Raw genomic sequence first — 14964 nt, forward strand, 5'->3', positions numbered from 1 at the left:
ATAGGAGCGAACTTCAAGGATAAGGTGAGTAATTAAAGCCTACACATTTTTGACTTGAAGTTGAGGCTATAGACAGATTTATCAGCGTTTAATAACAGAGATTTTAGTCCCTTCAATGCTTACACCGGCCATAAGCCCTTGTTGATCAAAAATAAAAGCATAGGCTGCATCTTTCAACGTGGATGAAGACCAGGGCGGGAGCACACTTTGCTTTTTATTTAACCAAAGAATAACTGGGCCCGATAATTGTCATCCCAACTTGCCTTTTTTAGCTTGTTTCTCTGACTCGGCGCACCACAATTGCTCTGCTTTATGATGTTCAGAACAAACCGCCGGAATAGCGCCATATTCTCGACCGCATCCTCCATCGCTATTCTGGAGGCATCTTCATTGAACACCACATCAAGAATGTAATGCTGGCTGTTCTCGATCCGCCAGTGTTGACGAATATAGTGCCCGAGCAGCTTGTGTTTGGGGGATAACGAGCTGACATAGTAGGCGGTCTCTACCGTTCCTTTTCCGTTGGCGCTACGGTGACGCTCAACGGCGATGATGCTGCGGATTGTCGGCCATTTCTCCGCCAGCTCAGGCGGTAGTCTTGATTTTAATTGAAAGACATAACGCTCTTCTTGGCGGCCATGACCACTCTCTTTGTGCTCGACGATTATCTTCTCTTTCTGTGCGTCAAAGAGTGCCTGAAATTGCGATTGAACGGCTTGATACAGCTTCGGTTGGTTCTTCTTTACCTGAACCACCACATGCGCCTTCTTCTCGCTAATTTTCTCCAGCGTCTCACGCTGACAATGCAGGGCATCAAGCGTCACAACGGCGCCTTTGAGCTCAAGAATTTCCAGCATTTCTTTGACCGTTTCGAGTTCCCCTTTCTTATTTGGGGTTGTTTTCTGGCTTAAAACCAAACCATTTTCGGTATCGTAGGCTGTAACCAGTTGCAGAGCTTCGGCGGCATTTCCGCGGTAGGAGCCGCGTAACACCTTGCCGTCAAAGGCAATTATGGGTTTGCCTTGATGGGTACGCTGTTCATTGACCCAGCAGAGCAACGCTTCAAGCAGGGTATCGATGACAATGCAGCGCAAAATGCGGGCAATGGTGTGACGGCGCGGGATACCGTTGGCAAAAGGTCGATACTGACGGAGCCAATCGGCCTTTGAATTGCCATAGGTCTCTATGTCCCGCCAGCCTTCGGCACCACTCATGATGGCACTGATGACAAGAAACATGACGTCAACAAGGTCATGTTTACGATTGATGTCAGAGCGAGTTTCTTCAACAAGGGTAAGGTGTTCAATCAATGTCATCGAGCGTGCCTCCTACATGGAGACGTGATTAGATCACAGACGATCTGCCCGTTCAAGTTTCATTAACAAAGTGCGATCCCGCCCTGGGATGAAGACAAATTCTTGGCTATCCCTTCATTCACAACCACGATAGTCGGCCCAACACCCAATTCCCAACCATTTGATGTTTGGAGATAATTTACTGCACTGTCATTCATCAGGAATACAACATAGCTATAAGACTGTGCACCTGCCTGTAGCCCCCAAGAGGCGGACACAGAATTATAATAATTAACCGGTTTAGAATTTTTTAACAGCACCCCCTCTCCGTAGCTGCCTCCAAATACCAAACCAGCTTTAATAACGCTAGGAAATACCAAAACTGCACGTGACTGTTTCGCTATTTTTTCGGCCACGGGATTATGTTGGTAAAGGATTTTGAGTGACTGCATTGCATCTCTATCCAAATCTTCAGCAGAGGCAGCAAAAGCGTTCCCTGTAGTCAAACCCAACAATAATATAGCCATAATCGGCAGTGCATTTATTTTCAGCATGTTCATGTTATTCTCCTGGGTTTCAGTCATTGACTTATCTTGTTGCCAAGTCAAATATAAGTTAATAGTAAAAAAGCTTCTGTACGCCAGCGTACAGACAGCCAAGAAATCTCAATATGTTGTTGTTAAATTAATGATTTTAACTCTACTGACCTTTTACGTTACCGGCTATTGCCCAACCAGTGCTCTGGCAGTGACTGGATAAACTGTTCACGCTAAGTCAATGATGAATTATTAGTAGATATGCGTGCTATCGTACAGATAACAGCAGGTAATAGCGTTACTCTTCAGGCAAGTTTTTATTCCTTCCAATATACTCACTTTTAAGAGGTAATCACATGAACATAGATGAACATAAAAAAGCAGGTCCAGGCCCATGTTTGATGGGAGCTCATACTTTAATTGGGGACAATGTTTATAATATCGAAGGCGAAAAGCTAGGCCGAATTGAAGAGATAATGCTCAATGTACATGAAGGCAAGATCAGTTATGCCGTATTAAGTTTCGGCGGTTTCCTTGGTTTGGGGGACAAGCTTTTTGCATTTCCTTGGAGGGCATTGACGTTAGATACACTCAATAAACAGTTTGTTTTAAATATCGAAAAAGACATTTTGAAAAATGCACCTGGTTTTGATAAAAATGACTGGCCTGATATGGCAAATCAAAAATGGGCAAGTGGAATTGATTGCTATTATTCCCGTGATTTTTGAAAGAGGCTTACGACCCAGGGTTAAATGACTATTCTCTTAGCTATAAAGATAGAACGGGTTGCTAAAAGAAATATTTACTCGCGGTACGATATCGTCGATATCTTAACAGTATTGTCATGGGTTTTAATTTTTTAGTTCTAACCTTAATTTTAAACATAGAGGAGAGCGATCTATGATATTCTGGCAACTAGTAGGGGGGATTACCGTATTGACAGTGACTTTGGCAGGATGTACCCGCCAGACTACAACCGTCCCAACAACATCATCCAAGAATCCCCCAGCAGTTTCACAAGCGCAGATAGAGGGCCCTGCGGTGAGCGGCTCAGTTAATATCCGTCAGCGTATTACATTGCCAGCGGATGCCGTATTGACGATCACGTTGTCTGATGCATCACTGGCTGATGCACCATCAAAAGTCGTTGCACAGTTGGTGACGCGTACCGAGGGTCAACAGGCACCGTTCAATTTTGTATTGCCGTATAACCCAGCGGACATTCAGCCTAATGCGCGTATCATTCTGAGCGCAACCATTACGCTAAACGGTCAGTTGCTCTTTATTGTGGATACCATTCAGGAAGTCATTAATCACTATGGGACTCGGGCCGATCTGCTGCTGGTCCCGGTGCAGAATGTTCCTATTAATGTGAACTCGGCACCCACTACGTAACCATCGATTCTTGAATTAATTTGCAATTTGCCTTTGCGCCTAACGGCCAGGGGCTTTTTTCTTTTTATTACCATCACCCCGGCACTGGCTATAAATCCGTCAGTTGTGCCACCGCAGGCGCAACATACAGGCTTCCAGACAGTACCATAGCAGAACCAGAATGGCTAAGCGCTCTAACGTACAGACAGGTTTTATGAGTACGGCTATTTTTATTTCGTTTCAGTTAGTAATACTGTAGCTAAATATGGCGGCATGTCTGCTTGAAATCATAACTATCATCCTACTGGTTTTATATGCTTTGCCCTTATTTCTTCCTATACTTGTAATAATTCAAGTTACTTGTAGGCGGCCAGACCGATAAATACCTTGAACGGCTTGCAACGGCCCGTAGATGTGAGGAAAAATGTTAGAAAAGGTAGCTCGCACCTAGCAACAAAACTGCACAAGTCTGGCACGCATTCAATCCGCATTTTACCAAACTTTTGAATATTTCCGTTCGATCCTTGGGGGAGAATTTCATTGCCAAAATCACCACGGTTTATTTCATTTCTGTCCGCAACAGCATCGATGACAAGGGATTTCTGCAAGTCGCCATGCATTGATTGATATACCGCGTTATAACATTCCTAGTCGATGGGTAGATACTTTAAATTCAATAATTTAAGAATAACCTGCATTGTATGCAGAAACTTATTTCACCGTACTCATCATCAACTGTCTTAATGTAAACTGCCTATACGCAATAATGTGCCATTTTTCATCACATTTCTTAGCGCTAAGGGACTCAACCTGCCAAATCTGCTGCTAATATTACTTAAGACTATGGGTTAAATACTAACCCGTGATTTCAGTTAAGGTTATAACGTAACTTTTACTATTCAAGGATGTACCTATGAATTTAATTTATAAAGTAATTTGGAATGTATCTTTGAATACATGGGTTGCTGTTTGCGAGTTCGCCAAAGGAAGGCAAAAATCTAAAACGGGGCAACGGCTAGCCACACTCGCCCAACCAACCAAGTCATCATCTCGTCAACTTCCTGCAAGGCTTGCCTTACTGGCTGCCACTATTATGGGTGTTCTCGGTAGTCAGTCTGCGTTTGCTATCAGTGCTTCGGATTGTGCAAGCATGGGATCCAGCTGTGTGGCAGTGAGTAACTATACTGAATTAACAGCTGCCCTAAATGGGGGAACGGCCACCACCATCTTAATGTTGAATGATATTACGCTGACTGCGGATATTGCCGTTAACCAAGCGGCCAGTAATCGGAAAGATCTGGTGATCGACGGCGGCGGTTTTACCCTGAACAGCGGACTTTACGGCTTTACCTTTACCTCCCAGAGTAACTCCATTGATTGGGGGGGCCGGGCTCGTTTACCTTGTCCAACCTGGCAGCACTCAACTCCACTACCGCAGGTGGATATACTATTTTTAAGATGGATGCTAACAACAGTGCAATTAACATTACCATCGATAATATTGGCAATATGACTGACAGCATGCTGGCTGTTTTGGGTGTCATGGGTTCAGGAGGTGCACCAAACTTAAACAGCCAGTTAATTCTTGGGAACTTTACCAACCCTTTATCATTAACATTTGGCGTTAACCACCAGCTTGCGCAAGCCAGCAACATCCGATTTACTGGGCACTTTGATTTAACCGCTACCACAGGTAGCTTTCCGGCGGTCTTTTGGACCAACTCGACCAATGCCTACAGCCGTATGTATTTTGACAGCACCGCAGATGTCACCATCACCACCCCAATATTGACTAATGGTGCTGGCGGGAACGGCTTCTATCAATATACGTTGGAAGATGGTGCTAAATTTGTTTTAAACTCGGCACAGAATGTTTTTGGCTCTGATAATAATGGCCTCAAGATCGGTAGCTATGACGCGAGCCAGATTATCGGTGCCGATCTCTTTACCGGCTTTGGTAGCGGCGCAATATTACAACTTGCCGCTCAAAATGGTGGGGCTTATACCACGGGTAATGGGATCACTAACGTGGGTGGTGGTAATACCGCAGGCATGGGAAATGGTGCGGCGCAAACTGGCGATGTGATTTACAATCTGGCAGATGGCTCGACAATCGATGTATCTGCGGCGGCCAGCAACGGTATTCTGGCCAGCAAAACCGGTGTAGCCAATAATAGTGGGATCTATATCAGTTCTGGCGCGGCCATTAATGCCGGTACTGCTGGTGCCGGTATTTCTGCTTCTCATGCTGGTAATGGCAACATCCTGCTGGAAAATAAAGCCGCTGGTGTAATTACCGCTGGCACCGGGATCTCCGCTACCAATAGCGGGACCGCAACCATTGATGTTGCGAATAAAGGCATTATCAACAGCACCGTTGCAGGGATTGCAATCTCTTCTTCTTCAGCCCAAACCGTGAATGTTAATAATAGCGGCGGAACCATTAATGCCACCGCAGGCACCGGGATTAATGTGCTGACAAATGCGCTGTTAAACTTGGTTGGCGGGACAATTAATACCAGCGGTACCGCCAGTGGGTTAACTTTTGCCGGCACGACGAATAGCCATTCCCTGGCAGATTTGATTATCAATCTGGGGGGTAGCGGTGGTGCCTTCAGCAAAGCTGCAGGTGTCAATCTGGTATTGAGTAATGTGGTCCTCAACACCATAAATGATACGGCGTTAACCAGCCTGAGCGGTCTAACCTTCGCCAGTAGCGCCAATGGCCGTAACACCATTAATGTTACGGGGACGGGTACTGGGATTGTGGCATCCAACACCGATCTGGGCACGCTGAATCCAGAGGCATTGGATATCAATGTGTCCGGTGCAGGGATTGGAATCAACGTCACCGGTGGTGGCGTGGATTTATCAGGTAGCAACCTGAATATTAATGTCACCAACAGTGGTGGTTCGGCACTGCAAATAAACGATGGTGCGGCGACGACCACGATTGGTGCTAATACACAAATAAATGCCACCGGTGCCACGGCAATCGATTTTACCGGCACCACGGCTAAAACATTAATTAATAACGGCACTCTGAATGGTGCTGTTACCTTTGCTGGTGCAGCTGATAATACCATTAATAACAATGGGATATTAAATGATGCACTGACCAGCGGTGCTGGTAATGACACGTTGTCGCTTGGCGCGCTCTCGCAAAGTAACGGCCCAATTAATCTGGGTGATGGCAATAATAGCGTCACCATTGAGAATGGTGCTGAAGTGGCCTCCATTACCACCGGGGCTGGTGATGATGTTTTCACCATCAATAATATGACACTGGGCAGTACCTATTTAGGTTTAATGAACGCTGGTTCCGGTACTAATAGCCTCAACTTCAATACGTCAACTGATACTCTGTCAGCCGACACCTCACTGCAAGGCTTCACCAATATCAATCTTGCCAGCAGCTTTATCACCCTATCTTCTAACACCAACGTGGGCAGTGGTGTCATGAATATTGATAGCGGTAGCGAACTGCTGTTTGGCAGCACCTTTAATGGCCTACTGACTGCTTCTTTAGGGCATGTGGTCAGTGGTGATGGTTCAGCCATCGTGAATAACGGTGCCAATGTCACCCTCAGTCAGGCGAATACTTTTGCCGGACTCTGGCAGATTAATCAGGGGGTGTGCTGACCGCCAGCAATAATGATCAAATGGGGGCGAGCCAGTTCTCGCTGGAAGGCACATTAAATCTGAATGGCATAACAACGTTTGATAATACTCTGACTGGCAACGGGTTATTGAATGTTGATTCAGCCAATAGCGCTTTCAATTTTGGGGTTAATACCGGTACCGACTTTGCTGGTACGGTCGATCTGAAGAACAGTACGTTCGTTCTGAACGACACCAATACCGCAGCACTCACCAATGCCACACTGAAACTGTCGGCAGGTAGCCAGACCACGGTGGGTAACGTAGACCGTACTTTGAACGAGCTTGAGCTGAATGGCGGCACCCTCACCTTTGACGGAGCGGCACCTCAGTCGAAGGCCCTTGGCGTCGTCACGGTGACCGATCTGGTGCTGAATAGCGGGACCATCAGCGTAACCGGTACCGAGGACTGGAATAACACCAACCCAGTGGTAGATCCGAATCTGTCGATCCTCGATCAGGACCTCGGTAATATCATGATGGACCTGGTGAACGCAGACAACGTGAGCGGCGATAGCAACAACCTGCAGTTGATGGTCAACGGTACCTTGGTGACTTCCGACACCCAGGCGGTATCGTCCAATATCCAGCAGGGCGGTACCACGGTGGCTACCGCAACTTACAATTATGGACTGACCAGCGCTGATGGCGTTGGCGGCAAAGGTCTGTATGTCAATTACGGCCTGAAATCCCTGGACCTGTTGCCCAATGAGGGTAATGGCTTGTTATTGGCGACGGGTAGCAGTGCATCTTCCAATAAGGTGCTGAATACGGTGATTTCGGGTGTCGGTGGTTTGCAGGTGGATGCCACTAATGGCGCACTGACTCTGGCAAATGGCAATAACAGCTACAGTGGGACCACCGCAGTCAATGCTGGTGAGTTGGTTCTGGGGGCAAATGGTGCCTTTGGCCAGACTTCATTGCTAAATGTGCTTAGCGGGGCCAGTGCCAATATCAACGGGTACAGCCAGACAGTGGGTGCCTTGACCAACGCCGGTACAGTGACCCTGGGTCAGGATGGTGTACTGAACAGCGGCGTACTGACCAATACAGGTACTCTTGATCTGACTGGTGGGACGTTAAACCTGAATGAAGGCGGTACTTCAACGGCAACGGGTGGCCTGACTGGGAACGGTATCCTCAACATCACTGCTGGGGATCTGACCATCAGCGCCGCCAACAGCGGGTTAACTGGGCAAACCAACATTGCAGCGGGTGCTTCGGCAACCCTGAGCGGCGCAGGCTCACTGGGCACAAGTGGCATCGATGTACTTGGCGACCTGAATCTGAATGGTGCCAATACACTGACTAATGCGCTGAGCGGCAATGGTAATATCAATACTAATGCGGCAGTGACCCTGGGCGGCGACAGCAACTTTAGCGGTGCACACCATGTCGGGGCGGCGGGTGTTCTGACGGTGAGTCAAGCCAGCAATCTCGGGGCGGCCGCAGCCACGGTAAACCTGGATACGGCAACCTCCCGCCTAGTGCTGGATGCCGTTAGTGACAGCATTGCCAATACGCTGAGCGGTGTGACGGGGTCAACCGTTGATATCGTTAACGGTTCCGATCTCGCGCTGACGGGGGATAATAGTGGCTTTATCGGCCAGTATGCCTTGGCGGGCAACAGTCGGTTGAGCGTCGCATCCACTAACAACCTGGGAGCAGGATCCAGCGTAACGCTGGCCGGGGCGCAAGATATTCTTGCCTTGAGCGGCTTTGATGGCACCTTTACCAATGACGTCAGCGGTACTGGTATCCTGGAGGTTAACGCTGGCTCAACGGTAACTTTGACCAACAGTAACGCCGTCGACAATACCGTGGCGGTAAATATTGCCGATGCACAGCTGAATCTGGCGGATATCGCGCTGTTCGACCATCAACTGACCGGCAACGGCACGCTGAATGTCGAGAAGGCTGATGCCAATACCGCGTTCGACTTTGGTAGCACCGTAGGCAGTGCGTTCAGTGGTGTGGTGAACCTGCAAAATACCACCTTTAATCTCGATGGGCTGAATGCCTCTGCGTTGACCAATTCCACCCTGAAATTATCCAATGGTAGTCTGGTCTCGGTAGCCGATGGTGTACAGAATATCGGTAAGTTAATGATGAACGGCGGTACCGTACTGTTTAACAATCTGGTTGAGAATTCGGGCGTACTCAGTTCTGCAGGGATTGTCGCTGCCAATAATATCGACACCACCGCGGGCGGTACTGTACGGGTTAATCTACCTGACAATGTCGAACCTAGCCTGGACGGTTTGTCGGTGATGGAACTGGATGAAGGTAGTATCATCGTCGCGTTGGCAACGGGTGCAGCCACCGGTAGTGGACAAGAATTGACCTTGGCCAACGAGAACGGTGACCCTCTCAGTGCTTCGGTGTATCAGGGGGTTTATAACAATGGTAGTAATACCGCTGCCGCAATGGGCACGTTTGATTACGGTATCACCACCGGTAATAACTATGATGGTCTGTATGTCAATTATGGGCTGAAAGTGTTGGATCTGTTAAGTAGCGGTGATGACGCTCTGGTGCTGACAGCGACGTTGGCAAATAATGGCATGCAGTCAAATGATCTCTCGGCGCAAATTACCGGTAAAGGTGATCTGGCCTTTGTTTCAGCCAATGATGGTAGCATCGCCTCATTATCGAATTCGACCAACGATTACACCGGCGCAACTTGGGTTCGTTCAGGTAACTTACGCTTGGATGCTGACTCAGCCCTTGGGAAAACCTCTCTGCTGGCAATGAGCAACCAGACCACTGTAGACCTAAACGGGACTCAGCAGACTGTTGGCGAATTAGCTACGGAAATCGGCAGTACACTGAATTTCAACGGGGGTAAACTGTCGGTCACGGACGGGGGGCAGGTGGATGGTTCCCTGGTGGGTAACGGCGAACTTGCCCTGATTGCCGGGGAACTCAGCATAACCCAAAGTAATAGCGGCTTTACCGGTAGTACTGATATTGCCAGTGGCGCAACGGCTCATTTGTACCAGGTGCAAGGGTTAGGCAGCGGGACAATCAACAATAACGGCATGCTGAATCTGGATAACAGCACCGGAGTATTGTCAAATAACCTGACGGGTAGCAACGGCAATGTGTTATTGACCAACAGTAGCAATGTCCTGTTGGCGGGTAACAACAGTGGCTATTCTGGCGTGTTCACCACCAATGCCGGAACCTCTTTAACCGCCAATAATGCCCAGAATCTGGGTGGCAGCAGCATTGTGAACAACGGTGACTTAGTACTGGATACCGCATCGCAGTGGACATTAACCAACACTATCAGTGGTAATGGTGGGCTGATCAAACGTGGCACTGGCGCGGTAATCATCGAAGGCAGCACGGTCAGTGCTGGGCTGACGACGATTGAGCAAGGACTGTTGCAGTTAGGCAGCTCTGCGGCGACATCAACACTGTCACTGGCAGAGTCCCCTTCTGACAATGCACTGCTCATGTCCTTGGCATCGAATGCCGCTAATCTGGTGAGTGATGTCCTGATCACCGCCGCCGGCTCCCTCGGGGGGTATGGTCAGGTGACCGGGAATGTAGAGAACCGCGGCAATCTGATTATGCCTAATGCCTTAACCGGCGGTGATTTCGGCACTTTCACCATTAACGGTAATTATACTGGTGCCCAGGGAACGGTAGTCTTCAACACTGTTCTGGGCGAAGATTCCGCAGTCACCGATCGACTCTTGATTACCGGTGATACCGCCGGGCAGAGTTATGTCACGGTAAACAATATTGGTGGTAATGGTGCACGCACCAATGAAGGTATTAAAATCATCAATGTCATAGGTAATTCCGCGGGTGAGTTTACCCTTCAAGGACGTGCGGTTGCTGGTGCTTATGAGTACTTCCTGTATCAGGGAGGGCTGAGTTCACCGACTGATGGTGACTGGTATCTGCGTACCCAAGCGGATGATCGTCGCCCAGAACCGGCAAGCTACACCGCGAACCTGGCAGCGGCGAACAACATGTTCGTCAGTAACCTTGCTGATCGCACCGGTGAAACCTTGTACACCGACGTCTTTACCGGTGAAAAGAAAACTACCAGCTTGTGGCTACGCAATGTAGGCAGTCATAACCGTTCCCGTGACGGTAGCGGCGAGTTAAAAACACAGGATAACCGCTACGTTATGCAATTGGGTGGGGATGTCGCGCAATGGAGTCTTAACTCACAGGACTTGTGGCGTGTGGGTGTAATGGCAGGTTATGCCAACAGCAGTAGCTCAACTGTGGCTCAGAATACCGGTTATCGTTCTACCGGTTCCGTAGATGGCTACAGCGTGGGTATGTATGCAACTTGGTTTGCTGATGGTGAGAACAAAACCGGTGCCTATGTCGATTCATCACTGCAATACAACTGGTTTAACAATGAGGTTAGCGGGCAGGATTTAGCGGCTGAAAAATACAACTCACAAGGATTCATTGCTTCAGTAGAGAGTGGTTATGCATTCAATGTGAGTGAAAGTGCTGACCGCAGTTACTTTATTCAGCCAAAAGCACAAATCACTTGGATGGGTGTGGAGGCTGACTCTCATACAGAAAGTAATGGGACTGTTGTCACGGGTGAAGGCAATAACAACATTCAGACTCGTCTGGGTGTCAAAGGCTTTATCCTGCAGCACATAGATAAAGCCAACAACGGCTCGCAATTTAAGCCTTTTATCGAAACTAACTGGATCCATAACACTAAAGATTTTGCTACTAAAGTCGACGGCGTCACCGTGAAACAAGCAGGCGCAGAAAATGTGGCAGAAATCAAACTGGGTGCGGAAGGTCAGATAAATAAACAACTGAACCTCTGGGGAAATGTCGGTCAGCAAGTGGGCAATGATGGCTACAGCGATACCAGCGTGATGTTGGGGGTTAAATATAACTTCTAATCCGGTCGGTATGCGTCACCACGGGTGATCGAATACTGAATCTGGTGCAAGGTTGGATGTTATCCTCCCAAACACCCTGTCAGCAACGCGCTAACAGGGTGTTTTTTTGTTCAAAATTAATATCGCCAAAGCGTAACGTGAAGCTGAGTCGGTGGTGGTGTCTCTACATTGGCCTCTTCCAACTGATGTTCGCCCTCAGAAATGGCTTTCTTCCGTTTAACCATGGGCAACCTCTTTTATCTCATCCTCGGCAGCAGCAATGACGTGTTCTGCCTCCATAGGCAGCACATCCTGTGGGCGCTTCCCACCCAAGAAACTGTTGGCTGAGAGGAACCAATACGCAAGCCCCCACCCATCCTTAGCCTCACCGAAAACCTCAAGAATAGGTTTTAATACCTTGCGCGGCCGGTAGCCTGTAGTCGGGTCTAGCGCGTAGCCTGGGAAGTAGTCAACGCCATTATGTGTGATAGCAAATATTTGTTTCTGGCGTTTCCACTTGTTGGGCTGCGTGCTGGGGTTACTGGCACTCAGCCCCGCCAATTCAGCAACCTGGGCTGCGGTCAGCCAGTCAGCACCTTCCAGTACCGAGTTCCGTGAACGCGCCATAATGGCCGCCTCTTTAAGCAAACTCGGTGTCGGTGGCACCTTCGGTACCAGAGCATCAACCAGCGCTTTAATCGTCTTCTCACGCTGTCCCCGCAAGGTTAGATCGATAAAGGAGACAATATTCGCCAATGTATGAGCTATCTGGTCAGCATGTCGAGCATCCGAGTGATCTATAGTCACGACAATAACTTGGTCAGCCTTGGAGCTATCGAGCCGGATTCGGACTTCCTGTGGTGTCCCAACCAAAGTGGGGAAAGACGCTACATCATGGAAAGTAGTCATTTCAACCTCCGCAATAAATTATAAAGATTATCTTAAATAAGGATGTTCCATATAATCCATTATTGCTACTGCCATTATCACAGCCAAACAGCAGTCATCGAACAAATGACGATGCAGCGCATTAGTTAACCACCCAGGCAACTTACCTTGCTGCAGCTAGTAACTCTTTCACATATTGATGGAAACCTCTTTCCGATGATATGAGCTATTCGGCAACGTTCAGTGCTAAACAACCTTCTACGCATTATCCCTACAACTCCACCGTATTAATCTGCCTGTTCAGGCTCTACACTGAAGGTAATGGAGGGCTTATGCCACAGTTTGAAAATAGATATCATCAGCAGTTATCCGGTTTTTACACCGAGTTGCATCCTACGCCACTTAACGGGGCTCGTTTGCTGTACCACAGCCAACCCTTGGCCCGTGAATTAGGTTTGGATGACAGTTGGTTTACACCGGAAAAAACACCCGTTTGGGCAGGTGAAACCCTGTTGCCAGGTATGCAGCCGCTGGCACAGGTTTATAGTGGTCACCAGTTTGGTGTTTGGGCCGGGCAGTTAGGCGATGGCCGCGGGATTTTATTGGGTGAACAGACGTTGGCGGATGGCCGCAGTATGGACTGGCACCTGAAAGGAGCCGGTTTGACGCCTTATTCGCGTATGGGTGATGGCCGGGCGGTGCTGCGCTCGGTTGTCCGGGAATTTCTGTCTTCAGAAGCGCTTCATCACTTGGGGATCCCCACCACACGGGCGCTGACCATCGTCACCAGTGAACAACCGGTATTTCGCGAACAGCCTGAGCGGGGGGCGATGCTGCTACGCGTAGCAGAAAGCCATATCCGCTTTGGTCACTTTGAACATTTTTATTATCGCAGGCAGCCAGAGCAGGTGAAGCAACTGGCAGACTTTGTGATTGCTCATCACTGGCCACAATGGGCCGAAGAAAATGATCGCTACTGGCTGTGGTTTACTGATGTCGTCGAACGGACCGCACGTTTAATTGCCCATTGGCAGACTGTCGGCTTTGCCCACGGGGTGATGAATACCGATAACATGTCGATCCTCGGCCTGACTCTGGATTTCGGGCCTTATGGTTTCCTTGATGATTACCAGCCGGATTATATCTGCAATCACTCGGATCATCAGGGGCGTTACGCTTTCGATAATCAACCCGCCGTTGCGCTGTGGAACTTGCACCGGTTGGCACAAACGCTTTCCGGCCTGATGACCACCGAGCAGTTACAAACCGCACTGGCTGCCTATGAACCGGCGTTGATGCAGGCTTATGGTCAACAGATGCGTGCCAAGCTGGGCTTGTTAACATCGTCTACCCAAGACAACGAGTTGCTGACTGAGCTGCTGCATCTGATGGCGCAGGAACGGCGTGACTATACGCGTACGTTCCGTTTATTGAGCGCGGTTGAACAGCAAAACAAGCACTCCCCATTGCGGGATGAGTTTATCGATCGCGCTGGCTTTGATCATTGGTATCAGCAATACCGCCTGCGCTTGCAGCAAGAACAAGTGAGCGATGCCGAGCGTCAGCAAGCCATGAAGGCGGTGAATCCGCAGTTGATTTTACGTAATTATCTGGCTCAGCAGGCAATCGAGGCGGCGGAACAAGATGACGTGAACAAACTGGCTCGGCTGCACCAGGCATTGCTACAACCCTTTGCTGATGACCCGCAGTATGAGGATCTGGCGGCGTTACCGCCAGACTGGGGCAAGCATCTGGAGATCTCCTGCTCAAGCTAAAGCAGCTTTTCGATGTGCTCTGACAAGCTCTCTGGTTTAGTGAGCGGGGCAAAACGCATGATTTGATCACCATCGGCGGTAAATAGAAATTTGGTGAAGTTCCACATGATGCGCTGGCTACCTAACATTCCCGGGGCTCTGCGCTTCAACTCACGGAACAGCGGGTGGGCATCGGCACCGTTAACGTCAATCTTGCTGAATAGTGGGAAACTAACGCCGTAATTCAGGCTACAGAAGTCGGCGATCTCTTGGGCATTACCCGGTTCTTGTTTACCAAATTGATTACAGGGAAACCCGAGTACCACCAAGCCACGTTCGCGGTAGCGCTGCCAGAGGTTTTCTAACCCTTGATACTGTGGGGTAAAACCACATTGGCTGGCAGTGTTGGCCACCAGGTAAACCCGTGCGGGGAAGTCTGCCAACGTTTTGCATTCACCCTGCAGGGTCATGCAAGGGATAGATAACAAAGAGGGGTTCATATAAAGGCTCCGAATTACTACTGGTTGGCATGATAAAAACCCCACTTAGGGTGATCAGAAACGAGTCAATTGCATTCTAA

At 48.9% G+C, this 14964-nt stretch carries 9 protein-coding genes and 1 pseudogene; 5 read left to right on the top strand and 5 right to left on the bottom strand.

Translation table 11 applies throughout. The annotated features are described in order from the left end of the window. Positions 1 to 218 precede the first annotated feature (218 nt). Together ACX9GV_RS10545 and ACX9GV_RS10550 are read right to left on the bottom strand one after the other, a co-directional pair. Entirely contained in the window at positions 219 to 1316 is a 1098-nt protein-coding gene (locus ACX9GV_RS10545; RefSeq protein WP_473195483.1) for an ISAs1 family transposase, read from the bottom strand. Between the two features lie 62 nt (positions 1317 to 1378). Beyond that, complete coding sequence (locus tag ACX9GV_RS10550) at positions 1379 to 1855, bottom strand: lipid-binding SYLF domain-containing protein (RefSeq protein WP_473195484.1); 477 nt, start codon at positions 1853 to 1855, stop codon at positions 1379 to 1381. Between the two features lie 332 nt (positions 1856 to 2187). On the opposite strand from ACX9GV_RS10550, the gene ACX9GV_RS10555 reads away from it, so the two are divergent. Further along, complete coding sequence (locus tag ACX9GV_RS10555; protein WP_473195485.1) at positions 2188 to 2559, top strand: PRC-barrel domain-containing protein; 372 nt, start codon at positions 2188 to 2190, stop codon at positions 2557 to 2559. A 172-nt stretch (positions 2560 to 2731) separates the two neighbouring features. After that, positions 2732 to 3226, top strand: a complete 495-nt coding sequence (locus tag ACX9GV_RS10560) for a YbaY family lipoprotein (RefSeq protein ID WP_473195486.1) — start codon at positions 2732 to 2734, stop codon at positions 3224 to 3226. A 335-nt stretch (positions 3227 to 3561) separates the two neighbouring features. Here the strand turns inward: ACX9GV_RS10560 and ACX9GV_RS10565 are convergent, their stop codons facing one another. Then, a complete protein-coding gene (locus ACX9GV_RS10565; protein ID WP_473195487.1) occupies positions 3562 to 3825 on the bottom strand; it encodes a hypothetical protein in 264 nt (87 codons plus the stop codon). A 293-nt stretch (positions 3826 to 4118) separates the two neighbouring features. Between ACX9GV_RS10565 and ACX9GV_RS10570 the strand changes: the two genes are divergently transcribed. Both ACX9GV_RS10570 and ACX9GV_RS10575 read left to right on the top strand, forming a co-directional pair. Then, positions 4119 to 4718, top strand: a complete 600-nt coding sequence (locus ACX9GV_RS10570; protein WP_473195488.1) for an ESPR-type extended signal peptide-containing protein — start codon at positions 4119 to 4121, stop codon at positions 4716 to 4718. Between the two features lie 545 nt (positions 4719 to 5263). Further along, positions 5264 to 11763 (top strand): annotated as a pseudogene (locus tag ACX9GV_RS10575) (autotransporter outer membrane beta-barrel domain-containing protein); the annotation flags it as partial. 216 nt (positions 11764 to 11979) lie between these two features. On the opposite strand, the gene ACX9GV_RS10580 reads toward ACX9GV_RS10575, so the two are convergent. Beyond that, positions 11980 to 12651, bottom strand: coding sequence for a hypothetical protein (locus ACX9GV_RS10580; protein WP_473195489.1), 672 nt, complete (start codon positions 12649 to 12651; stop codon positions 11980 to 11982). A gap of 311 nt (positions 12652 to 12962) precedes the next feature. Here ACX9GV_RS10580 and ACX9GV_RS10585 point away from each other — a divergent pair, with 311 nt between their 5' ends. Then, on the top strand, positions 12963 to 14405 hold the full coding sequence (locus ACX9GV_RS10585) for a protein adenylyltransferase SelO (RefSeq protein WP_473195490.1): 1443 nt from the start codon (positions 12963 to 12965) through the stop codon (positions 14403 to 14405). Here the strand turns inward: ACX9GV_RS10585 and ACX9GV_RS10590 are convergent. Beyond that, a complete protein-coding gene (locus tag ACX9GV_RS10590) occupies positions 14402 to 14884 on the bottom strand; it encodes a glutathione peroxidase (protein ID WP_023490964.1) in 483 nt (160 codons plus the stop codon). The genes ACX9GV_RS10585 and ACX9GV_RS10590 overlap by 4 nt on opposite strands. Positions 14885 to 14964: the final 80 nt, after the last annotated feature.

It is taken from the genome of Serratia sp. 25CWL12, assembly GCF_055790885.1.